Source organism: Streptomyces sp. WG5 (genome assembly GCF_049974565.1).
Taxonomy (GTDB): Bacteria; Actinomycetota; Actinomycetes; order Streptomycetales; family Streptomycetaceae; genus Streptomyces.
On record NZ_JBNGGC010000036.1, the window covers coordinates 60,246 to 81,844 of the forward strand.

The 21,599-nt window shown below is 70.7% G+C and carries 18 protein-coding genes and 2 pseudogenes; 14 read left to right on the plus strand and 6 right to left on the minus strand.

The genetic code is table 11. The features are described from left to right. The first annotated feature begins 27 nt into the window (after nucleotides 1-27). Both ACP4IX_RS29960 and ACP4IX_RS29965 read left to right on the plus strand, forming a co-directional pair. Nucleotides 28-381: an ADP-ribosylation/crystallin J1 gene (locus ACP4IX_RS29960; protein ID WP_426521038.1), complete on the plus strand. Its 354-nt coding sequence runs from the start codon at nucleotides 28-30 to the stop codon at nucleotides 379-381. 112 nt (nucleotides 382-493) lie between these two features. Next, nucleotides 494-1,510 carry an endonuclease/exonuclease/phosphatase family protein gene (locus ACP4IX_RS29965; RefSeq protein ID WP_426557653.1) on the plus strand — a complete coding sequence of 339 codons (1,017 nt, stop codon included), beginning with the start codon at nucleotides 494-496 and terminating at the stop codon, nucleotides 1,508-1,510. A gap of 25 nt (nucleotides 1,511-1,535) precedes the next feature. Here the strand turns inward: ACP4IX_RS29965 and ACP4IX_RS29970 are convergent, their stop codons facing one another. Next, nucleotides 1,536-3,626 (minus strand): PhoX family protein, encoded by a 2,091-nt coding sequence (locus ACP4IX_RS29970; RefSeq protein WP_426557655.1) that lies wholly within the window; start codon nucleotides 3,624-3,626, stop codon nucleotides 1,536-1,538. Nucleotides 3,627-3,892: 266 nt separating this feature from the next. Here ACP4IX_RS29970 and ACP4IX_RS29975 point away from each other — a divergent pair, with 266 nt between their 5' ends. From ACP4IX_RS29975 to ACP4IX_RS29990, 4 genes are all read left to right on the plus strand, one after another. Beyond that, the gene (locus ACP4IX_RS29975) at nucleotides 3,893-5,398 is read left to right on the plus strand and encodes a VWA domain-containing protein (RefSeq protein WP_426557657.1); all 1,506 of its coding nucleotides are present in this window, start codon (nucleotides 3,893-3,895) and stop codon (nucleotides 5,396-5,398) included. A gap of 110 nt (nucleotides 5,399-5,508) precedes the next feature. Then, a complete protein-coding gene (gene metG / locus ACP4IX_RS29980) occupies nucleotides 5,509-7,125 on the plus strand; it encodes a methionine--tRNA ligase (RefSeq protein WP_426557659.1) in 1,617 nt (538 codons plus the stop codon). Nucleotides 7,126-7,226: 101 nt separating this feature from the next. Next, the gene (locus tag ACP4IX_RS29985; RefSeq protein ID WP_426521048.1) at nucleotides 7,227-7,592 is read left to right on the plus strand and encodes a PH domain-containing protein; all 366 of its coding nucleotides are present in this window, start codon (nucleotides 7,227-7,229) and stop codon (nucleotides 7,590-7,592) included. A 103-nt stretch (nucleotides 7,593-7,695) separates the two neighbouring features. Next, nucleotides 7,696-8,631 carry a hypothetical protein gene (locus ACP4IX_RS29990; RefSeq protein ID WP_426557661.1) on the plus strand — a complete coding sequence of 312 codons (936 nt, stop codon included), beginning with the start codon at nucleotides 7,696-7,698 and terminating at the stop codon, nucleotides 8,629-8,631. 137 nt (nucleotides 8,632-8,768) lie between these two features. Here the strand turns inward: ACP4IX_RS29990 and ACP4IX_RS29995 are convergent, their stop codons facing one another. Together ACP4IX_RS29995 and ACP4IX_RS30000 are read right to left on the minus strand one after the other, a co-directional pair. Next, a complete protein-coding gene (locus ACP4IX_RS29995) occupies nucleotides 8,769-8,981 on the minus strand; it encodes a DUF397 domain-containing protein (RefSeq protein WP_426521052.1) in 213 nt (70 codons plus the stop codon). Then, nucleotides 8,978-9,853, minus strand: a complete 876-nt coding sequence (locus tag ACP4IX_RS30000) for a helix-turn-helix domain-containing protein (protein WP_426521054.1) — start codon at nucleotides 9,851-9,853, stop codon at nucleotides 8,978-8,980. The genes ACP4IX_RS29995 and ACP4IX_RS30000 overlap by 4 nt, the downstream gene beginning before the upstream one ends. 158 nt (nucleotides 9,854-10,011) lie before the next feature. Here ACP4IX_RS30000 and ACP4IX_RS30005 point away from each other — a divergent pair, with 158 nt between their 5' ends. From ACP4IX_RS30005 to ACP4IX_RS30015, 3 genes are all read left to right on the plus strand, one after another. Further along, the gene (locus ACP4IX_RS30005; RefSeq protein WP_426521055.1) at nucleotides 10,012-10,566 is read left to right on the plus strand and encodes an ATP-binding protein; all 555 of its coding nucleotides are present in this window, start codon (nucleotides 10,012-10,014) and stop codon (nucleotides 10,564-10,566) included. 167 nt (nucleotides 10,567-10,733) lie between these two features. Continuing rightward, on the plus strand, nucleotides 10,734-11,579 hold the full coding sequence (locus tag ACP4IX_RS30010) for a helix-turn-helix domain-containing protein (protein WP_426557663.1): 846 nt from the start codon (nucleotides 10,734-10,736) through the stop codon (nucleotides 11,577-11,579). A 58-nt stretch (nucleotides 11,580-11,637) separates the two neighbouring features. After that, the gene (locus tag ACP4IX_RS30015) at nucleotides 11,638-12,243 is read left to right on the plus strand and encodes a Uma2 family endonuclease (RefSeq protein WP_426557665.1); all 606 of its coding nucleotides are present in this window, start codon (nucleotides 11,638-11,640) and stop codon (nucleotides 12,241-12,243) included. Between the two features lie 66 nt (nucleotides 12,244-12,309). On the opposite strand, the gene aspS is transcribed toward ACP4IX_RS30015, so the two are convergent. Continuing rightward, a complete protein-coding gene (gene aspS, locus ACP4IX_RS30020; RefSeq protein ID WP_426521061.1) occupies nucleotides 12,310-14,073 on the minus strand; it encodes an aspartate--tRNA ligase in 1,764 nt (587 codons plus the stop codon). Nucleotides 14,074-14,275: 202 nt separating this feature from the next. Between aspS and ACP4IX_RS30025 the strand changes: the two genes are divergently transcribed. Then, nucleotides 14,276-16,444, plus strand: coding sequence for a SpoIIE family protein phosphatase (locus tag ACP4IX_RS30025; RefSeq protein ID WP_426557667.1), 2,169 nt, complete (start codon nucleotides 14,276-14,278; stop codon nucleotides 16,442-16,444). Here the strand turns inward: ACP4IX_RS30025 and ACP4IX_RS30030 are convergent. Next, nucleotides 16,372-17,460: an AI-2E family transporter gene (locus tag ACP4IX_RS30030; RefSeq protein ID WP_426557669.1), complete on the minus strand. Its 1,089-nt coding sequence runs from the start codon at nucleotides 17,458-17,460 to the stop codon at nucleotides 16,372-16,374. The two genes, ACP4IX_RS30025 and ACP4IX_RS30030, sit on opposite strands and share 73 nt — an antisense overlap. A gap of 97 nt (nucleotides 17,461-17,557) precedes the next feature. Next, nucleotides 17,558-17,977 (minus strand): annotated as a pseudogene (locus ACP4IX_RS30035) (pirin-like C-terminal cupin domain-containing protein); the annotation flags it as partial. A gap of 264 nt (nucleotides 17,978-18,241) precedes the next feature. Between ACP4IX_RS30035 and ACP4IX_RS30040 the strand changes: the two are divergent. From ACP4IX_RS30040 to ACP4IX_RS30055, 4 genes and pseudogenes are all read left to right on the plus strand, one after another. Beyond that, nucleotides 18,242-18,679 carry a GntR family transcriptional regulator gene (locus ACP4IX_RS30040; protein WP_426521067.1) on the plus strand — a complete coding sequence of 146 codons (438 nt, stop codon included), beginning with the start codon at nucleotides 18,242-18,244 and terminating at the stop codon, nucleotides 18,677-18,679. Between the two features lie 4 nt (nucleotides 18,680-18,683). After that, nucleotides 18,684-19,610 carry an ABC transporter ATP-binding protein gene (locus tag ACP4IX_RS30045; RefSeq protein WP_426557676.1) on the plus strand — a complete coding sequence of 309 codons (927 nt, stop codon included), beginning with the start codon at nucleotides 18,684-18,686 and terminating at the stop codon, nucleotides 19,608-19,610. Beyond that, the gene (locus ACP4IX_RS30050) at nucleotides 19,607-20,578 is read left to right on the plus strand and encodes an ABC transporter permease (RefSeq protein WP_426557671.1); all 972 of its coding nucleotides are present in this window, start codon (nucleotides 19,607-19,609) and stop codon (nucleotides 20,576-20,578) included. Before ACP4IX_RS30045 ends, ACP4IX_RS30050 begins: the two co-directional genes overlap by 4 nt. 572 nt (nucleotides 20,579-21,150) lie before the next feature. Next, nucleotides 21,151-21,599: pseudogene (locus ACP4IX_RS30055) on the plus strand (CPBP family intramembrane glutamate endopeptidase); the annotation flags it as partial.

Sequence of the window (21,599 nt, forward strand, 5' to 3'; positions counted from 1 at the left end):
GCGGCCGGGCGGCTAGGGTCACCGACCATGCCCAAGACGACGACCCTGTGGCGTCCCACCGGTCCCGAGGAGCTGGCCCTGGTCGAGGCCTCCGGCTGGACGGCGTGGCCACCCCGCCTGCCCGAGCAGCCGATCTTCTACCCGGTCCTCGACGAGGACTACGCCGTCCGCATCGCCCGCGACTGGAACGTCCCCGCGTCCGGCTCGGGCTACGTCACCCGCTTCGAGGTCGACACCGGGTTCCTGGAGCGCTACCCGGTACGCCGGGCCGGCGGCGAGACGATCCTGGAGCTGTGGGTTCCGGCGGAGGAGCTGGACGAGTTCAACGGGCACATCGTGGGGCGCATCGAGGTGGTTCGGGAGTTCCACGCGCGGGCGTAGGACGTGTGCGCAACTTCCTGCCCCCGACTCCCGTCTTTGAGGGAGGATTCGGGCACCGCAGAGGCAGTGAGCGCAGAGGCAGGCAACGCACCCGCGAGTGGAAGGCCGGGACTTGGACACCGACACGGCGACCGGTGAGTGGACCGACTCCCGCGAACGGCCGGCGGCCCGCCGCACCGGGCGGCGGTTCGGGGCATGGTGCGCGGGACTGCTGTTCGCCGGGGTGAGCGTGGTCGTCGGCTGCCGCGCCGCCGACAGCGACGGCATCACACCCGTACCGCAGCTGCTCGCCTTCCTGCCCTGGCTGCTCGTGCCGACCGGCGCCGCTCTGCTGCTGTCGCTGCTCGCCCGGTGGTGGACCGGCGCCGTGTGGGGGGTGGCGCTGCTCGGGCTGCTGGCGTGGTTCATCGAGCCGTACGGCAAGACGGGCGACCCCGTCGGGCTGCCCGTCGCCGGGCTGCGGGTGCTGACCTCGAACGTCGAGTTCGGCCAGGGCACCGGCGAGCTGATCTCCGCCGTGCGGCGCGAGAAACCCGACCTCGTGTTCGTACAGGAGTGCGAATACACGTGCGACGCGGCGCTGCGGCGCGACCTCGCCGCCGACTACCCCCACCGGCAGGCCGTCGAGGGCGGCGGCTCCGAGGGGTCCGTCATCCTGAGCACGTTCCCGCTCGAGCCCACCTCCGGTGTCCCCGGCACCATGGGCATGCCCGGCGCCGTCGCCGACGTGCGCGGTCACGCCGTACGGCTCCAGCTCGCCCACCCGATGCCGCCGCTGCCGGACCAGGTGGGCCTGTGGCGCGAGGAGCTGGACGCCCTGCGCGACGTCGCCGCCGCCGAGGCCGGGGAGAACGGGACCCCCACCGTCCTCGCCGGCGACTTCAACGCCTCCCAGGACCACGCCGCCTTCCGCCGCATCCTCGACACGGGGCTGCGCGACGCGGCCCGGCTGGCCGGGGCCGACCGGACGGCCACCTGGCCCGCCCGGACCGCCCCGGCGTTCGGCGTGCAGATCGACCACGTCCTGGTGTCGGAGGACTTCACCGCACGCCGCGCCCGGTTCCTGGACCTGGCCGACACCGACCACCGCGCCCTGGTCGTCGACCTCACGCTCCACAGGGCCGGCTGACACCGGCCCCGCCCGGAGAGGCGCCTCAGACGCCGATGTCGCGGCCGTCCGCGCGCCACACCGCCACGACCGACGGGCGCACGATCTTCCCGGGCCCGTCGGGCCAGCTGCTGGCCGGCTTCTCCACGGAGGCGCCGTCGACCTCACCCGGGTGCTGCACGGCGACCAGCACGCGCCGGTCCTGGATGAGCGGGCCGCAGGTCTCCGCGCCGTTCGGCACGGTCAGGAACTGCTTCAGCTCACCGCGCCGGTCACCCTTCGTCGCGACGCCGAAGAGGCCGTCGTGCGAGCCGAGCGCGTTGCCGTCGGTGGACAGCCACAGGTTGCCGTGGTCGTCGAAGGCGATGTTGTCGGGGCAGGAGATCGGGCTGACGCGGTCCTTCGGGAAGCCCGCGAAGTAGGTCGCCGGGTCCTCCGGGTCACCGGCGACCAGGAACAGCGACCAGGCGAAGCTGGTGGCGTCGGCCCGGTTCCAGCGCTCGGTCAGCTCCAGGACGTGGCCGTGCTTGTTGGCGTTGCGCGGGTTGGCCTCGTCCGCCTTGGCGTTGGAGCCGACGCCGCGGTTGGAGTTGTTGGTGAGGGCGACGTACACCTTGCCGGTCGTCGGCGACGGCTCGATGTCCTCGGGCCGGTCCATCTTGGTGGCGCCGACCTTGTCACCGGCGAGCCGCGTGAAGACGCAGACCTCCTCGGCGGTCATGCCGTCGACGTGCGAGACGGCGCCGTCCTCGGTGGCGGTGACCAGCGGGATCCAGCGGCCGCTGCCGTCGAACTCGCCATCGCTCGGCAGCGTGCCCGTGCCGTCGATCTCGATCGCCGGGGAGTCGCCGCTGAGCTTGGCGACGTAGAGGGTGCCCTCGTCGAGCAGCGACAGGTTGTGCTCGCGCGCCCAGCGGGAGTTCCCCTGCCGCATCCGCTTGCTGCCGACGAACTTGTAGAAGTAGTCGAACCGCTCGTCGTCGCCGGTGTAGACGACCGGGCGCCCGTCGCGGGTCAGCCGCACGGTCGCGGCCTCGTGCTTGAAGCGGCCGAGCAGGGTGTGCTTGCGGGGCGTGGAGTCCTGGTCGTACGGGTCGAGCTCGACGACGTACCCGAAGCGGTGCACCTCGTTCGGCTCCTGGGCGACGTCGAAACGCTTGTCGAACCGCTCCCACTTGCGCTCGGTGGCGCCGGTGCCGATGCCGTAGCGCTTGTCGGTGGCCCGGCTGCTGTTGGCGAAGTACTGGTTGAAGTTCTCCTCGCCGTGCAGCGTCGTGCCCCACGGGGTGGTGCCGCCGGCGCAGTTGTTGAGGGTGCCGAGCACCTTGCGGCCGGTCCGGTCGGCGGAGGTCTTCACCAGGTCGGAACCGGCGGCGGGCCCGGTCAGGCGGAACTCGGTGGTGGCGGTGATGCGGCGGTTGAGGCGGTGCCGGGAGACGGGCGTCAGCTTGCCGCTCCGGCGCTCCTCCTCCACCACCACGGCGGACAGCCCGTGCGCGGCCCAGGCGATCTCGACCTGCTCGCGGGTCGGGTTGTCGGGGTCGTAGCCGCGGAACATGAGCACCTCGTCGGTGTACTCGTGGTTGGCGACGAGGATCTGCCGGCCGCGCTCACCGCGCAGCGGCAGCAGTGCGAGGAAGTCGTTGTTGTAGCCGAACTGACCGGCCTGGGCCCTGGCGGTCTGGTTCTCCGGGTCGAAGGCGGGCGCCCCGCGCAGGATGGGCTCACCCCAGCGGATCACGACGTCCTGCCGGTACCCCTCGGGGACGGTGACGGCGTCGTCGGTGTTGGGCGCGACGGGCGTGAACCGCAGCCCGCGGGCGCCCTTCGACGCGGACGGTTTCCCGTGCCCGTGCCCGTGGCCCCTGCCGGCGGCCGGCGCGGCCTGCGCGGACGGGGCCCCCGCCACGCCCACGGCCCCGGCGCCCGCCGCGGCGACGGTGACGACGGCCGCGGCACGCATCATGGAGCGCCGGCTGAGCGCGCCGGCGATGACGTCGCCGACGTATTCGTTGGAGCTGGTGTTGGGCACCTCGTGGAAGCAGGCGTCACCACACCGGAAACGGCAGGTCATGGCGGACCGGCCGCCGGGATGCGAACCGGACGGCGTTCCGATCAACGGCAGCAGCTTGCGCACTGTGATTCTCCCCTGAGAAGCCCTTGGATGCCCTTGGTGTCAGCGCGACCGTAGGTGCACATACGTGCGGGAGACGGGCGCCACGGTGAACGACGGGTGAATCCACGGAAGCCGGAGGGGAATTAGCGCGGCGTCTCGATCCCTCCTTGACGCGCCCGTGCTTTCGTGGCAGACCCTGCACAAGATCACAAGTCGGGGCCGCTAACCTTACGTGTCCGTCCTGGCCAGGGATTGACGGGCATCAACTCACGCGAAGGGTTGCGCACATGGGCATTCTCACTCTCCTGCGGAACGCGTTCGGACGGTCACGCAAAGAACGGACCGCCCAGGCGGAGGGTGTGACGCAGGAGACGGCACCGCCGGCCATCGCGCCGGAGCCGAAGCTCCCGTCCCAGCCCACCGCACTCCCGGAGCCGGTCGAGGCTCCGGAGCGGACGGAGACCGCCGACCCCACGCCGAAGACGGCCCAGGTCCCCGAGCCCCGCACGGCGGCGGCCTCCCCCGACGAGCACGAACTCGTCAAGGCGGCCTTCGCCAACGTCACGGTCCCGAAACCGACGGAGTCCCCGGACGAGACCTCGGACCGGCGGCCCCCGAAGTCGGAGACACCACCGGAACCCCAGCCGGAATCCGCCCCCACCGTGGAATCCAAGGCCGAGCGCGAACCTGAGGCCGCCACCGAGCCCGAGACCGAGACCGCCACCGAGCCCGAGACCGCCGCCTCCAAGCCCGAGACCAAGCCCGAAGCCGAGCCCGAGGCCGAGCCCGAGGCCACCTCCAAGCCCGCGCCAGAAGCCGGCCCCGAGGCAGAGCCCGCCCCCAAGCCCGAAGCCGAAGCCGAAGCCGAGGAGACCCCGGCCGCCGAGACGGCGGAGACCGCCGAGCCCGAAGCCCTGGCAGAGCCGGCGACCCCCGCTCCCGCCCCCGAGCCCGCAGCAGCCGCCGACGGCATCGGCGAAGGCGAAGGAGCCCCACAGGGGCCGCCCGCACCCGACAACGAACCCGGCACGGGTGGTGCGGATGGGAGCACAGGCGCCGAAGGCGAAGCCGAGGCCGGGGCCGGGGCCGAACCGAACCACCCCCGGCCGGAGGCCCCCGCCGAGGCCCCGAAGCCGGCGACCACCGCCGCCCGCGTCCGCTCCCGCGCCCCCGGCCTCACCACCGCCTACAAGGCCGCCGCCACCGCCCTGAAGAAGCACGGCCTCACCGGCACCCGCGCCAAGGTCCACCTCGTCCTCGACCGCTCCGCCTCGATGCGCCCGTACTACAAGGACGGCTCCGCCCAGGCCCTCGCCGAGCAGACCCTCGCCCTCGCCGCCCACCTCGACCCGGAGGCCACGGTCCACGTCACGTTCTTCTCCACGGAGGTGGACGGCGCCGGCGATCTCACCCTCACCGACCACGAGAACAGGATCGACGAGCTGCACGGTGCCCTCGGCCGCATGGGCCGCACCAGCTACCACGCCGCCGTCGAGGCCGTCCTCGCCCACCACGGGAAGGAAGCCCCCGGCACCCCGGCCCTGGTGGTTTTCCAGACCGACGGCGCCCCCGACGCCAAGACCCCCGCCACCCGGTCCCTCGCCGACGCGGCGGCAAACCACCCGGACGTGCACTTCTCCTTCGTCGCGTTCGGCGACCCGGAGAACAAGGCCTTCGACTACCTCCGCAAGCTCAAGACGGGCAACGCGTCCCACTTCCTCGCCGGCGAGACCCCGAGGGAGCTCACCGACAAGGAGCTCTACGAGGGCGTCCTGGCCGCCTGGCGCCCGTAGAACACCCGGCACCGGAACAGCCCGACGGGGGGCGGACAGGGGAGGTCACCCCTGTCCGCCCCCCGAAACGCGTGTGAGCCGACCACCACCGGACCAGTAGGATTTCGACCATGGCGGCCACTGGAAACGAGAAGCAGGGGGCGAAGGCGTACTACGTCTCGACCCCCATCTACTACGTCAACGACGCTCCTCACCTGGGCCACGCCTATACGACCGTCGCAGGCGACGTGCTCTCCCGCTGGCACCGCCAGCGCGGCGAGAAGGTGTGGTACCTCACCGGCACGGACGAGCACGGTCAGAAGATCATGCGCACGGCCGAGGCCAACGGGGTCACCCCGCAGGCCTGGGCCGACAAGCTCGTCACCGAGGCCTGGAAGCCCCTGTGGGAGCACCTCGACATCGCGAACGACGACTTCATCCGCACCACGCAGAAGCGGCACACCGACCGCGTCCAGGAGTTCGTGCAGGACCTGTACGACAAGGACGAGATCTACAAGGGCGGCTACGAGGGCCCGTACTGCGTGGGCTGCGAGGAGTACAAGCTCCCCGGCGAGCTGCTCGACGGCGAGGGCGAGTACGCGGGCCAGAAGCTGTGCCCGATCCACAAGAAGCCGGTGGAGATCCTCAGCGAGGAGAACTACTTCTTCAAGCTGAGCGCGTACAGCGAGAAGCTGCTCGCCCACTACGAGGCCAACCCGGGCTTCATCCAGCCCGAGTCCGCGCGCAACGAGGTCGTGAACTTCGTCCGCCAGGGCCTCCAGGACCTCTCCATCTCCCGCTCGACCTTCGACTGGGGCGTGCCGGTCCCCTGGGACGACAAGCACGTCATCTACGTGTGGGTCGACGCCCTGCTGAACTACGCCACGGCGGTCGGCTACAACGAGAACCCGGAGAAGTTCGAGGCCACCTTCCCGGCCGACGTCCACCTGGTCGGCAAGGACATCCTCCGCTTCCACGCGATCATCTGGCCGGCCATGCTGATGGCGCAGGGCCTCCCGCTCCCCGGGAAGATCGCCGCGAACGGCTGGCTGATGGTCGGCGGTGAGAAGATGTCGAAATCCAACCTGACCGGCATCAAGCCGCAGGACCTGACCTCGCACTTCGGCGTGGACGCGTACCGCTGGTACTTCCTGCGCGCGATCGCGTTCGGCCAGGACGGCTCCTTCTCCTGGGAGGACTTCTCCGCCCGCTACACCAGCGAGCTGGCCAACGACTACGGCAACCTCGCGTCCCGCGTCGCGGCCATGGTCGGCAAGTACTTCGGCGGCGCGCTGCCGGCCTCGGCGGCCGACGGGGACGCGGAGAAGGCGATCCACGACGGCCTGGCCAAGGCCGTCGCGGAGGCCGACCGGAAGATCGGCGAGGAGCTGGACTTCCAGGGCGGCATCCTGGCCGTCTTCGACTTCGTGAAGCAGGTCAACGGCTACATCACCGAGCAGGAGCCCTGGAAGGTCGCCAAGGACGACTCGCCGGAGGGCAAGGCCCGCCTGGCGACGATCCTCTACACGGCCGCCGAGTCGCTCCGCGCGGTGGCGGTCCTCCTCAACCCGATCATGCCGGACACCTCCCAGAAGCTCTGGGACTCCCTGGGCGCCGAGGCGTCCCTGGGCGCCCTCGCGGCCCAGAAGGTCCAGGACGCGGCGGACTGGGGCCGGCTGCCCGCCGGTGCGACGGTCACCAAGGGCGCGGTGCTCTTCCCGCGTCTCGAGGAGAAGCCGACCGCGTAACACGCTCGCTACAGCACGGGGCCCGGGAGGGGCAGACCTTCTCCCGGGCCCTCTGCTTTGCGAAGATCGGACAAATAGCCAGCTCACGTGGGAGACCAGCCATGGCACTGTTCGGCAACGCACACAGCATCAACCCGGCCCAGGCGCAGCAGGACTACGCACGCCTGCTCGGCCACGGGGAGCAGATCCACGCCGCCTACCTGCTGATCCGCGACACCATCCTGCTCACCGACCGGCGCCTGATCCTGGTCGACAAGCAGGGCATCACCGGCAAGAAGACCGAGTACCACTCGATCCCGTACCGCAGCATCACGCACTTCTCGGTCGAGACGGCCGGTCACTTCGACCTCGACGCCGAACTGAAGATCTGGCTCTCGGGCTCCCCGACCCCCATCGAGAAGACCTTCACCAAGGGCGTCGACATCTACGAGGTCCAGGCGATCCTGACCCAGTTCGTGGCCCGCTGACGCGAGCACCGGGGCCAGAGCGAACAATTCTCCCGTCACCGAACGAGTGAATGCTCCGGCATATGCCGAGCGCTCCTGCCATGACCGCACTTAATTGGCACTCATGGTCAAAGCAACACACGAGGCCTCCCACCGGCTCTTCCAGGAGCACCCGGAGGCTCTCGCGCCCGTCTTCGAGGCACTGGGGCTTCCGCCGCCCTCGAAGGACGACTTCGACGAGCTCTCCCCCGACGCCACCGAGATCCGGCCGCTGGAGCGCCGTGTGGACACGGTGCTCAGGTTCGCGCCCGACATGGGGGAGAACTTCGTGCTCGCCCTCGAGTCACAGACCAAGAAGGACCCCGACAAGGCGAGGAGCTGGGCGTACTACGTCGCGTACCTGTGCGCGAAGTACGACCTGCCGGTCGTGCTGGTGGCGGTCTGCCGGGACCGTGCCACAGCGGCGTGGGCCACGGGGCCCTTCGAATGCGGCGTGGCCTCCTGGCCGACCCAGACCACCCGGCCGATCGTCCTGGGGCCCCAGACGGTCCCGGAAGTGACCGACGAGGTGGCGGTGGCCCGGCGCCCCGCCCTTGCGGTGCTCTCCGCCATCGTCCACAGCGAGAGCCGCCGCGCGCCCGCCATACTGGAAGCCGTCGCCCGCGGGCTGTTGTCCTTCGAGCCGGACATCACGAAGTACTGGTTCGAAATGGTGGAGGTCGGTCTGGAATCCACTCCGACCAGGGAGAATTGGAGAAAGCTGATGCAGGACGTCATCACCCACTTCCCGGGACACCGGACACTGTTCGAGGAGAAGTACCTCGAGGGCAGGGCCGAAGGAAAGGCCGAGGGCGAGGCCCGCGGTGAGGCCAAGGGCGTCCTGCGGGTACTGGAGGTGCGTGGCCTCGTGATCACTGACGCCGTCCGTGAGCGCATCCGCACGTGTTCCGACCTCACCCTCCTCAACGACTGGCTGGACCGCGCCGGCACAGTAGAGCGAGCGGAGGACCTGTTCGCCCCGGAGACGGGCCACCCGGAGCTCCCGGAGGACACCCCGTGAACCGAGACACCTCGGTGTCGAGCGCCTGGGCCAGGAGCTACGGGACAGGCTCAGTGGCCTTCACCACCCAGGCGGCCTGACTACAACGCGCCCCGCGCCCGGTGACAACCAGGCTCGGGGCATGCACGGTTGAGGAGTCAGGTCCCGGACGCGTACGTCACAAAGCCCGCCCACGCCTCCGGCGCCACCACGAGGCGGGGGCTCGCGTCGCGGTACTTGGAGTCGCGGACGTGGACGGTGCCGGGGGTGGCCGCCACCTCGACGCAGGAGTCGCCGTCGGGGCCGTCGCTGTAGCTGCTCTTGAACCACGCCAGTTCGGAGGCATCCCTGGCGGCGGGCTTGCGGATCATGTCTCTCCCAGCAGTTGCTCGATGAACGCCAGAGACTCCCCCGGTGGAAGAGCCTGGGCCCGGATGGTGCCATACCGCAGTTCAAGGATGCGAAGCTGCCTCGGATCATGCGTCGGGCGGCCACTGAACGCTCCGTCGGAGCGTCCCACCGCCGTGCCGTCCTCGAACTTGAGCACTTCGATCCGGCCGCTCATGCCGGGGTGTGGTCCACTGCCCATCGGCATCACCTGGAGGGTGACGCTGTTCATCTGTCCCACCTCCAGCAAGCGTTCGAACTGCTGTTGCCGCACCATTGTGCCCCCGACCCTGCGGCGAAGCGTCGCCTCTTCCAGGACGAAGCTCAGCGCGGGCGCGGGACAGCGGTCGTAGATGGCTCGGCGAGCCATACGGGCAGCCACCCGGCGCTCCAAGTCCTCCGGGGAGTAAGCCGGCTGCCACGACTCCAGCAGGGCACGCGCGTGCTCAGGAGTCTGCAACAGCCCAGGAATGCTGCTGCACACGTACACCCCGATCTCGACCGCCCGCGCCTCCATCTGAGCTAGATCCCGCACCCTCTTCGGGTACCGGACCTTCGCCACGTCCTCCTTCATGGCAGCGAGCAGCCCACCCGCCCCCAGCACCTCGTCGGCCATCTCCAGGTACTCCGGCCGGGGAATCCGCTTCCCGCCCTCGATCTTGTACACCAGATCCTCGCCGTACCCCACGGCCCTGCCGAACTCCCCGGCCCGCATCCCCACGGCCTCCCGGCGCAGCTTCAACTGCCGCCCCACGGTGGCGACCACCGCCACGCCCCACTCGTCGTCCGGTTCCACCTCCCACCCCGGCTCGTCAGCCTCGGTCCTGAGCCGCCGAACCTCACCGTCCACCGACATGCGCGCGCCCCTCCGTCGTACCGCCTCGTACCAGCCACGCCCTACCCGCACGCACCGCCCTGACAAGCCCGGACACCACCGGACAACCGCCAGACAGTGACCGTACGCAACGGCGTCATCACTCCTCACGGTACGCAGCTGCGGCCACTCTGAGTCACGTGAACCAGAAACTCGCCCAGCCCGGCGGACGCGTCCGCAACTTCAGCCTCCTGCTGTCCCCCACGCCCCGTGGCGCCCGTCTCGCCCGTCTGCTCGCCACCGAACAACTGCGCGCCTGGGGATTGCCGTTGGACCCGGCGGCACACATCGTCGCCGAACTGGCGAACAACGCCGCCACCCACGGACGCGTCCCGGGCCGGAACTTCCAGCTCCTGCTCTACATGGTCGGCGAGACCCTCCGCATCGAGGTCACGGACACGCGCGGTGACCGGCTGCCGTGCCTGCGTCCCACCGACCCCACCGCCCCCGCCGACGAGTCCGGTCGCGGCCTGGCTCTCGTGACGGCCCTCGCCGACCGCTGGGGAGTGGCCCCCGGCCTGCCGCCCCGCAAAACGGTCTGGGCCGAACTCGCCCTCCCGGCACAGGAAGTACCGGAACGCGACGGGGCGGGTTCCGGCCGCACCTGCGCCCCCTATGCACCACCAACTGGGGAGAAAGCACCCCACCAAGCCCCTCCCCTCCCTCCCGTCGGGCGCGGTCACTCTCGCGAGTGAATATGCCAACTTGGCTGGATTCGGGGCTGGTTGTCTGCCTTACGCTCAGCGGCGACACACCACCAGACATGCGACGGCCCCCGCCGGGAGTGGGATCCCAATGCGAGGGCCTGACCACCAAGGAAGAAGACGCTTCCCCGATGGCTGCCCAGCACCCTAACGCGCCCATGCCCGCCACGTCCGGAGCCCTGGACGAAGACCACCCCCACGAGCAGCCGTTCGCGGGTGTCGTCCACGACAACGTCCGCCACACCGAGAGCTTCACGGTGATCGGCAACCACCTGGCCCAGCACAAGGATCTGTCCCTGCTCGCCATCGGGCTCGCCTGCTACATCCAGTCCGTGCGCCAGGGCACCTCCGTCGACATCAAGACCCTCGCCGCCCGCTTCCCCGAGGGCCCCACCCGCATCGCTGCCGGACTGCGCGAGCTGGAGAAGCACGGCTACCTGCAACGCACGTGTACGCGCACGTCCACCGGCCGGATCGTCACCCGCACGGTCTCCTGCAACAGGCCCGGACACAGCAGCGGCGGCGCACGGGAGGCGGCAACCCGCAGGCTCGCCCGGCGCGCGGCCCAGGAGAAGCCGCCGCGCAAGCGCCTCCCCGCCGTGCCCCAGCCGTCGTGTCCCGCCCCCGCCCTCCTCCAGACGGCCGTCGACGTCCTCACCGGCCTGCGCCGCCGCGACCCCCGCCTCCTCCTCTCCGCCACCGACGCCGAGCACCTCGCCCCGGGCGTCGCCGCCTGGCTGGAACGCGAGGTCGGCCCCACCGCCGTACGCCACGCGCTGACCGAGAACCTGCCGCTGGAGCCCCTGATCCGGCCCGCCGCCTTCCTCGCCCACCGCCTGGCCGCCCAGCTACCGCCCCCACCACCGTTCCGGCCCCCGGCCCCGCCGGCCGCCCACGAGTCCCGGCACCCCCTCCAGACCTGCGACGGCTGCGACCGCGCCTTCCGCGCCACGGACCCCGGCCGCTGCCGCGACTGCCGAACCGACCACCCGGAGGACGCCTAGCATGAAGGCGACGATCCTTGCCCGAGCCCGTGGGCACACACGACGAGGAGCGAGCGCCATGACCATCGCACCCGACAACGCGCAGCAGGGCGCCTCCCACCAATACCGGGCCATGCGCGACTTCGTTCAGTCCTCGGACGACACGCTCCCCGGCAAGTTCGAGGTCACCAAGGAAGGGATCGTCCACGACATGATGTCGCCCAGCGGTCGGCACGAGCTGACCACACTGCGGCTCCGGAAGCGCCTGGAAAAGGCGATGCCGGAAGGGATCGTGGCGCACACCGGTGAGCCGGACGTGGAGGACGAGCCCGAAGGCGTCATGCGGCGGCCCGATCTGATGGTGATCGCCGAGGATGACATGGACGTCGAGGGGTCGTTCGACCCCCGGTCGCTCATCGCTGCCGTCGAGGTCGTCTCCCGCTCCAACCCGGGCAACGACTGGGTGGGCAAAGTGCGCGACTATCCCTTGCTCGGCATCCCCGTTTACGCGGTCTTCGACCCCCGCACAGGCACCGGCGCCGTTTTCACGGACATCCACGCCACCCCGGACGGCCCTCGCTACGCCACCCGCAAGGACTTCGTCTACGGCGAGGACGTCACCATCGCCGACTGGACCATCTCGACCCAGAACCTGCCGCTCTACCGGAGCGAGAACCAGGTGTGACGACGGCGAGGGGCTCGGAACCGCTCCACGGTTCCGAGCCCCTCGCTGCGGTACTGCCGCCGCAGATTACTTCGGCTGCGGCTTGCGCACCGTCAGGTGCAGTTCGCGCAGCCGGGTCTCGTCCAGCTCGGTCGGCGCGCCCATCATCAGGTCCTGGGCGTTGCCGTTGAGCGGGAAGGCGATCGTCTCGCGGATGTTGGGCTCGTCGGCGAGCAGCATGACGATGCGGTCGACACCCGGGGCGATGCCACCGTGCGGCGGGGCGCCGAAGCGGAGCGCGCGCAGCATGCCGGCGAACTCGCGCTCGACGGTCTCCGCGTCGTAACCCGCGATCGCGAAGGCCTTGAGCATGATGTCCGGCTCGTGGTTCCGGATGGCGCCGGAGGACAGCTCGACACCGTTGCAGACGATGTCGTACTGCCAGGCGAGGATGTCCAGCGGGTCCTGGTTCTCCAGGGCGTCCATGCCGCCCTGCGGCATCGAGAAGGGGTTGTGGGAGAAGTCGATCTTCCCCGTCTCCTCGTCCTTCTCGTACATCGGGAAGTCGACGATCCAGCAGAACCGGAAGACGTTCTCCTCGAAGTGCCCGGCGCGCTTGGCGGCCTCGACCCGCACCGCGCCCATGATCTTCGAGACTTCGTCGAACTCGCCCGCGCCGAAGAACACCGCGTGGCCGGGGGCCAGCGACAGCCGCTTGGTCAGCTCCGCGACGTTCTCCTCGGTGAGGAACTTCGCGATCGGGCCGGTCAGCGCGCCGTCCTCGCCGACGCGGACCCAGGCCAGGCCCTTGGCGCCCTGCGTGACGGCGTAGTCGCCGAGCTGGTCGAAGAACTTGCGGGACTGGCCCGCCACGTCCGGCACCGGCAGGGCGCGGACGTGCTTGCCGGCGAAGGCCTTGAACTCCGAGCCCGCGAAGACGTCGGTGATGTCGACGAGCTCCAGCTTGGCGCGCAGGTCCGGCTTGTCGGAGCCGTACTTCAGCATCGCCTCGCGGAACGGGATCCGCGGGAAGGGCGAGGTGACCTCGCGGCCGCCGCCGAACTCGGTGAACAGCTCCGTCATCAGCCGCTCGACCGGCTGGAAGACGTCCTCCTGCTCGACGAAGCTCATCTCGACGTCGAGCTGGTAGAACTCGCCCGGCGAGCGGTCGGCGCGGGCGTCCTCGTCACGGAAGCAGGGCGCGATCTGGAAGTACCGGTCGAAGCCGGAGATCATCAGCAGCTGCTTGAACTGCTGCGGCGCCTGCGGCAGCGCGTAGAAGCGGCCGGCGTGCAGCCGAGAGGGGACCACGAAGTCGCGGGCGCCCTCGGGGGAGGTGGCGGTGAGGATGGGCGTCGCCATCTCGTTGAAGCCGAGGGCCACCATCTTGCTGCGGATGGAGGAGATGACCGACGTGCGCAGCATGATGTTGCGGTGCATGCGCTCGCGGCGCAGGTCCAGGAAGCGGTACTCCAGACGCCGCTCCTCGTTGACCCCGTCCTCGGCGTTGATGGTGAAGGGCAGCGGCTGGGCGGCGCCGAGCAGCTCGACCTCGCCGACCTCGACCTCGACCTCGCCGGTGGGCAGGTCGGGGTTGACGTTGTCGGCGCCCCGGGAGACGACCTTGCCGTCGACACGGACGGTCGACTCCTTGGTCAGCTTGTCCAGCGCCTCGTACGCCTCGGTACCCGGACGGGCGACGAGCTGCGTGATGCCGTAGTGATCGCGCAGATCGATGAAGAGGATGCCGCCCAGGTCGCGCCGATTGTGCAGCCAGCCACTCAGCCGGACGTCGGTGCCGACGTCAGAGGAGCGGAGCTCGCCGCAGGTGTGGGACCTGTACCGATGCATCGTCGTTCATCCAGCCTTCGTGGATCGGGGATGGTGTTCCGCGTTTCACGTGAAACAACCCCAGCGTGAAACAACCCCCAGCGTACCGGCCGGGCACGGCTGTCCTCTTCCCCCTTGACACGGCGCGGGCCCGGGAGCGAGCGGGCGCGGGCCTGGGAGCGAGCGGTGGCAGTCTCCGATCCCCTCTTCCTACAGTGGATGAATGCGCACTGGTGAGCCCCTGCCCGAGGTGGGGGACGTCCTCGCCGCTCTCGCGACCGGTCTGTGGCACTGGGACACCGCCGCGGGGGCGGTCACGGTCGACTCGGAGGCGGCCCGCCTGCTCGGGCTGCCCGCGGAACGGGCGACCCTCACCGAGGCCCAGGTACGGGCCCGGCTGCATCCGGTGGACTGGAACGAGATCACCGGGGTGGTCCAGCTCGCCGTCGCCGAGCGCACCCTCGCCGAGGTCCGGATCCGCATCATGGACGAACGGGGTCACATCGTCCGCGTCGTGCGCAGCCGCTCCAAGCCCTCGTTCGACCCCGTGCGCAAGGCGTACGAGCTGATCGGCACCCTCCAGGAGGTCGCCGAGCCGACACCCGGCACGCCCGCCGGGCGCAGCGCGGTCACCGGCGACTGGCGCCGCTCGCGGGAGGCGTTCCTCCTGGACGCGGGCCGGGCACTGGCCGAGGCGCGGTCCACCGAGGAGGTGCTGCGGGTCGCGGCGGGCCTGTCGATGCCCGGGTTCTCCCCGGACGGGCTCGCGGTGTTCGGGGTCTCGGGTGACCACCTGACGGTCATCGGCCACCACGGACAGCCGCAGAACGACATGAACCCGTTCCTGAACATGACGCTGGACACGGACTACCCGGCCGCCGAAGTGGTCCGCACCGGCCGCGCCGTCTACATCTCCTCCCCCGAGCAGTACCGGTCCCGCTACCCCCTCACCTGGCCCCTCGCCGAGCGCTTCGGCCGCCGTTCCTGGGCCTTCCTGCCGCTGACCGTGGCAGGCCGCACGATGGGCGCCTGGCTGGCGGCCTTCGCCTATCCGGTCGCGTTCACGCCGGACGAACGGTCGGTGCTGACCACCGTGGCGCGGATGCTGGCGCAGGCCCTGTCCCGGGCGGGCGCCGCCGAGACCCAGCGGGAGCTGACCGACGGACTGCAGCGCACCATGCTGCCCGTGCTCGGCCCGGAGATCCCGGGCATGGGCGTCGCCGCCCGCTACGTCCCCACCGGCGGCGGCCTCCAGGTCGGTGGTGACTGGTACGACATGATCCAGTTGCCCGGGGGGCGCTTCGCCCTGGTGATCGGCGACGTCCAGGGACACGACGTACGCGCGGCCGGACTGATGGGCCAGCTGCGCATCGCGCTGCGCGCCTACGCCGCCGAGGGGCACCGTCCCGACGCGGTGCTCTCCCGCGCCTCCCACTTCTTCCACGGCCTCGCCCAGTCCGACGACGACCCCGGGGACATGCGCTTCGCGACCTGCTACTACGCCGAGGTCGACCCCGCGACCGGCACCGTGGAGAGCGCCCGCGCCGGGCACCTGGACCCGGTCGTACGCATGGCGGACGGAACGGCGCTGATCCTCGCCACGGCGGGCGGACTGCCCCTCGGCATCGACCCGGACTCCGACTACCCGACCACGCGGCTCGCCCTGGAACCCGGGGACACCCTGATGCTGTGCACGGACGGTCTGGTGGAGACCGGCGGCCACGACCTGCAGACCGGCTGGCACCGCCTCCGCGTCATCCTGGAGGAGCACGACGGCGGCCTGGAGGAACTGGCCGACGCGCTGGTCCAGGGCGTCCACGGACCCTCCTCGCACCACACGACCGGCCCGCTGGCCGACCGGCGGGAGGACGACATCGCCCTGTTGCTGCTGTGCCGGCAGGGCGAGGGCTGCGGCTGCGGCGACAGCACCGTGCCCCGGGCCCCGGTGCGGCGCACGATGCTGACCGTCGCGCAGGCGGAGCCCGCGCGGGTCGCCACCGCTCGGCAGCATCTGCGCGACCTGCTGCACGACTGGCCCAGCGAGGAGCAGCGGGACGCCGCGGTGCTCCTGCTCTCCGAGATGCTGACCAACGTCCTGGTGCACACCGACGCCGACGCCCTCCTGGTCGCGGAGGTCGCCGGCGAGCCGGGCGAGCGGCGGATCCGGGTGGAGGTCACCGACAGCGGCGCCGACCTGCCGCACAAGCGCCGGCCGGGGGAGATGGCCTCCTCCGGCCGCGGCCTGATCCTGATCGAACTGCTGGCGGACGCGTGGGGCGTCGCCCCGCGCGGCGATGGCAAGAGCATCTGGTACGAGGTCTACGAGTCCGTGGAGCCGGACGGCGGCCCCGGAGACGGCCGCGGCCCGGCCGGCGACCCGGAGACCGCGTAACGCGCCTGGAGCTCGTGCACGATCCCGAACGCCGCGGCCGTGAGGGGAACGGCGAGCAGCATCCCGAGGATGCCCGCCACCGACGCTCCCGCGGTGAGGGCCAGCAGCACGACGGCCGGGTGCATCTGCACGGTCCGGCTCTGGATCACCGGCTGGAGCACGTGCCCTTCCAGCACCTGTACGGCCAGGACCACCCCGAGGGCCCACAGGGCGATGGCGAATCCCCGGTCGGCCAGCGCGACGAGCACGGCGACGGCTCCGGAGATGAAGGCGCCGAGGTAGGGGATGTAGGCGCCGACGAAGACCAGCGCGCCGAGCCCGATCGCGCCGGGGACGCGCAGGACCAGCAGCCCGACGGTGATGCAGGCCGCGTCGATGAGGGCGATGAGGGTGGTGCCCCGCATGAACCCCTCGACGGCCCCGAAGGCCCGCCGGGACATCGCCTCGACCATGTCGGCGCCGCCGGGCGGGGCGATGGCGCGCACCGTGCCGACGGCCCGGTCCGAGTCGCGCAGGAAGAAGAAGACGAGCAGCAGGGCGAGCACGGCCATGGCGATCATCTCGCCGACGACGCTGATGCCGGTGACCACGCCCGAGGCGGCCGTACCGCCGAACTTGCCCAGCAGTTCGCGCGCGTTGGACGCGATGTCGTCCAGCGAGGTCCCGGCCGCCCCGAAGTGGTCGGCGATGTCCTTCGCGGCGTCCCGGAGCGAGGTGATGATCTGGTCGCCGGTCTCGACGAGCGCGGACACCACGATGTACACGGCCCCGCCGACCACGGCCACGACGGCGACGCAGGTGAGCCCGGCGGCCAGCGAGCGCTGCACGTGCGCCCTCACCAGCCACCGGTGCAGCGGCCGGAGCAGGGCGGTGCCGAGCAGCGCGAGCAGCGCGGGCGTCACCGCGGTGCGGAACTCGGCGCAGAGCCGGATCGCGACGTAGACGACACCGCTGGCGAGCAGGATGACGGCGCACCAGGCGGCGAACCGACGGACCGGACCGGGAAGCAGCTGCACGTCCCCAGCCGACCACGCACCGGGCGGGCTGTCCTGCGCGGACGGCCCGCCCGGGTGACACGGCGTCAGCGTGACGCGCGGTCAGCGCGGGGGCGCGTCAGGCGTCCGGGCCCGCCGCCGACATGCCGTGCACCGCCGGGACGGTGCCCAGCCGGCCCTTCTGGAAGTCCTCGAAGGCCTGCTGGAGCTCTTCCCGGGTGTTCATGACGAACGGCCCGTAGTGCGCCATCGGCTCCCGGATCGGCTGCCCGCCGAGCAGCACGACCTCCAGGTCCGGCGTGTGGGAGTCCTGCTTCTCGTCCGCACGGACGGTCAGCGAGCCTCCGGCGCCGAAGACCGCCGTCTGCCCCAGGTGGACCGGCCGCCGCTCGGCGCCCACCGACCCGCGCCCGGCCATCACGTACGCCAGTCCGTTGAAGTCCTCCCGCCAGGGCAGGGTGATCTCCGCACCGGGCGCCGGCGTCGCGTGGACCATCGTGATCGGCGTGTGCGTGATCCCGGGGCCCTCGTGACCGTCGTGGAGGCGGGGTCGCTGCAGGGTTTGCTGCGCGATGTGGCGGGTTACGCGATCGGTGCACGGCGCTTCGGGCGTCGGCGCCGACTTCTGCTTCAACGGCCAGGTCGACGCGCGCACCCCCGCGACGCATACGGCGTCGAAGGGAACGCCGACGTGACGAAGGCCGCGGCCGGCGGCTGAATCCCTGCCCAGGAAGCCCCTCCGATTGCTGTTGACAACCACTCGCGCACCCCTCCATCATCATTCCACTAATCGAGTAGTGAAATGGTGGTGGTAATCGTGGAGTTCCGCATCAACAGGCGGAACGGAGTCCCCGCCTTCCAGCAGATCGTGCAGCAGACCAAGCAGGCCCTGCGGCTGGGCGTACTGGTGCCGGGCGATCGGCTGCCGACCGCCAAGGAGGTCGCCGAGGTCAGCGCGGTCAACCCGAACACCACCCTCAAGGCGTACCGCGAGCTGGAGCGCGAGGGCCTGGTCGAACCGCGACCCGGCCAGGGCACGTTCGTACGCCGCACCCTGGCCCGCCCCTCGGCAAGTACCGACTCACCGCTGTACGGGGAGCTGGTGGCGTGGGTGTCCCGGGCGGCCGAGGCGGGCCTGGAGCAGGAGGACGTGGCCGCGTTGGTCGCCTCGGCCATGGAGAAGCAGTACGCCGCCGGTAGTGAGACGGCGGCCACGGCAACTAGGAGCACTCGTGAGTGACGGTATGTACGCGGAGTCGGCACTTGAGGCGCACGGCCTGGGGATGCGCTACCGGCGGGGATGGGCACTGAAGGACTGTTCCTTCCGGCTCCCGGCGGGACGGATCTGCGGGCTGGTCGGCCCCAACGGGGCGGGCAAGACCACGCTGCTGAGCATCATGGCCCGCGTCCTGGAGCCGACGCAGGGCACGCTCAGCGTGTTCGGCGCGGCACCGGGCTCGGTGGGCTCGGGACGCACCTCGTTCCTCGCCCAGGAGAAGCCCCTGTTCCGCCGGTTCACCGTGGCCGAGACCCTGCGGCTGGGGCAGGAACTGAACCCCGGCTGGGACCAGCGCGCCGCCGAGGACATCGTCCGCGCGGGCAATGTGCCCTTCGACGCGAAGATCGGCACCCTGTCCGGCGGCCAGCACACCCGCGTCGCCCTGGCCGTCGCCCTCGGCAAGCGCCCCGACCTGCTGCTGCTCGACGAGCCGATGTCGGACCTCGACCCGGTCGCGCGCCAGGAACTGACGGGCACCCTCCTCGCCGAGGCCGCCGAGCACGGCACCACCGTCCTGATGTCCACCCACGTCCTGGCCGAACTGGAGAACATGTGCGACTACCTCGTCGTCCTCTCCGGCGGCGGAGTACGCCTCGCCGGAGACGTGGACGAGCTGCTGTCCGTACACACCATGGTCACCGGCACCAAGGACGGCGAGGGCCTGCCCGCCTCCCTCGCGCACCACCCCCTCGTCGAGTCCCGGATCAGCGGACGGCAGTTCACCGCCCTGATCCGCCCCGATGGCCCGGCCACCGGCCCCTGGGAGACGGACAGCCCGAGCACGGAGGAACTCCTGCTCGCCTATCTCCGCTCACCAGACGCACCACCTCTGATCACCCCCACCGCCCAGGTCCAGGAGCAGGCGTACAACACCCGGACGGTGGCAGCATGAGCTCTCTCACCAGCACCTCGACGACGACCAGATCCACGGCCCCGGGCACCACTGGCACCGGCCGACTCCCCCAACTCCCCCAGCCCCTCAAGGGCATGACCTGGCTGGTCTGGCGCCAGCACCGGGTCGCGTTCTGGACCATTCTCGGTGCCTCCGCGCTCGCCGTGGCCTGCATCGCCTTCCAGCGCTCCCAGCTGCAGATCGACGGGTACATCCACATATCCACGGGACTCCGGCTGATACCGATCCTGCTCGGTGTCTTCCTCGGTGCCCCGCTGTTCGCCGGCGACCTGGAGAACGGCACCGCCAAGCTGGTTGTCACCCAGTCCGTGAGCCGGACCCGCTGGCTGACCACGAAACTGGCCCTGACCGCGCTGGTGGTCGTGGTGAGCACGGTCGCGCTGTCGGTCGCGTTCGGCTGGTGGTGGAGCCTCTACAAGTCCGAGGTCACGGCCACGGAGTGGATCTCCGAATCCACCTTCAACACCACGGGACCCGTGCCCGTCGCCCTCGCCCTCCTCTCCGTCTTCGGCGGGGTGGCGATTGGTGTGGTGCTGCGCCGCACGCTGATGGCCATGGTGGTCACCCTCGGTTTCACCGTCGTCGTCCAGCTCGTCTGGTCCCACTTCCTGCTGTCGCTCGGCAACGTCGTCACGCGCACGACGAGCAGGGCCTCGGCCGAAACCGCGGTCGAGACGTTGCCCACAGGCGCGCACCGGATGGACGGGTCGACCCCGTACCTCACCGGCGACGGGAAACTCCTCGGCTGGGGCATCTGTGCGGACGCGCAGACGGAACAGGCACATGAGCTGTGCCTGCAGAAGGCCGATGTCGTGGGCTGGTCGGTCGACTACCTGCCGATCTCCCAGATGAACGGCATGCAGTGGTTCGGCGCGTCGATCCTGCTGGCCCTGACGGCCGCCGTCACGGTGTTCCTCTTCTTCTGGGGCCGTAAGCGCCTCGCCTGAGACCCGTCCCCGGCCTATGCGGGAGCCCACCGTCCGCACCACGGCGCGGCTCGCACTGCGTACGGTCGGCCGCCTGGCGGTTCACTTCCTGCCAGGCCCAGTACTCGGACCGGACGTACGCCCGGGTGCCCCCGGTGATGTCCCACTCCGGGGGCCCGGGCCCGACCGGCCCTTCGACGTGCACCTGGCCGTGACCGAGGCCTCCAGCAACTCGAAGCCCGCCCGCGCCGCCTTGGTGCTCGCGTCGTCGACGACGTTGTCGAGACGCGTCACCGTCACTGAGGCGAGGCCGGCGACCTGTCCCACGGAGTAGCTCACTTCCTCACTTCCGCTCCCTTTTCTGACGCCCTTCACGGTGCACGGTGCCTCCTCACGTGACGTGAGGTGCAAGCCCGGTGCGGTCCCGGGTGTCACACCGTGAACGCCCCGCCTTCCCCGGCATCCGGCGCCCCGTGTCCCCCGTGAGAGGTACCCGGAGCTGTCCACTCGGGGGTGATTCGGAAACGTCGCCGCTCTCATAGCGTTCTCGGCAGGTCGCGGAAGGCACGCGGTTGCGTTCTACGGAGGTCACCATGAGCACCACGCACACCCCGTCCCCCCAGCCCACCCGTCAAAAGGCCGGCCGCTTCTTCCGGTCTCCCCTCGGTTGGATGCTGACCGGGATAGTGGGTGTGGGCCTGGCGTCCAGCCTGGTCGCGGTGGGTGGAGTGGTCGCCGTCGTGGGCGCGGCCCTGGCGGTTGTCATCTACTGGGCGGTCATGCGCCACCTCGCCCGGCGAGAGGTACCCGAGATCGCGAAGTCGGGGGCCGTGACACAGACGGTGTTCGGTGTCGCGATCGGCTTCGTTCTCATCACCGTGTCGATGCTCACGCTCCTCACCGAGTTCTCGTTCGACGAACGGCCCGGTAACGGCCTGTCGATCGTGGCGAGCATGGCCGCGATACAGGTCGGCGCCGCCGTGACCGAGGAACTGCTCTTCCGCGGCCTCGCCCTCCAGGCACTGGAGAAGCTGTGCGGCAG

Bases quoted from the DNA above. Each gene is read 5' to 3' on its own strand.
- ACP4IX_RS29960 (WP_426521038.1), top strand. From the start codon at position 28: ATGCCCAAGACGACGACCCTGTGGCGTCCCACCGGTCCCGAGGAGCTG.
- ACP4IX_RS29975 (WP_426557657.1), top strand. From the start codon at position 3,893: ATGGGCATTCTCACTCTCCTGCGGAACGCGTTCGGACGGTCACGCAAA.
- metG (WP_426557659.1), top strand. From the start codon at position 5,509: ATGGCGGCCACTGGAAACGAGAAGCAGGGGGCGAAGGCGTACTACGTC.
- ACP4IX_RS29985 (WP_426521048.1), top strand. From the start codon at position 7,227: ATGGCACTGTTCGGCAACGCACACAGCATCAACCCGGCCCAGGCGCAG.
- ACP4IX_RS29990 (WP_426557661.1), top strand. From the start codon at position 7,696: ATGGTCAAAGCAACACACGAGGCCTCCCACCGGCTCTTCCAGGAGCAC.
- ACP4IX_RS29995 (WP_426521052.1), bottom strand. From the start codon at position 8,981: ATGATCCGCAAGCCCGCCGCCAGGGATGCCTCCGAACTGGCGTGGTTC.
- ACP4IX_RS30000 (WP_426521054.1), bottom strand. From the start codon at position 9,853: ATGTCGGTGGACGGTGAGGTTCGGCGGCTCAGGACCGAGGCTGACGAG.
- ACP4IX_RS30010 (WP_426557663.1), top strand. From the start codon at position 10,734: ATGCCCGCCACGTCCGGAGCCCTGGACGAAGACCACCCCCACGAGCAG.
- ACP4IX_RS30015 (WP_426557665.1), top strand. From the start codon at position 11,638: ATGACCATCGCACCCGACAACGCGCAGCAGGGCGCCTCCCACCAATAC.
- aspS (WP_426521061.1), bottom strand. From the start codon at position 14,073: ATGCATCGGTACAGGTCCCACACCTGCGGCGAGCTCCGCTCCTCTGAC.
- ACP4IX_RS30025 (WP_426557667.1), top strand. From the start codon at position 14,276: ATGCGCACTGGTGAGCCCCTGCCCGAGGTGGGGGACGTCCTCGCCGCT.
- ACP4IX_RS30040 (WP_426521067.1), top strand. From the start codon at position 18,242: ATGGTGGTGGTAATCGTGGAGTTCCGCATCAACAGGCGGAACGGAGTC.
- ACP4IX_RS30045 (WP_426557676.1), top strand. From the start codon at position 18,684: ATGTACGCGGAGTCGGCACTTGAGGCGCACGGCCTGGGGATGCGCTAC.
- ACP4IX_RS30050 (WP_426557671.1), top strand. From the start codon at position 19,607: ATGAGCTCTCTCACCAGCACCTCGACGACGACCAGATCCACGGCCCCG.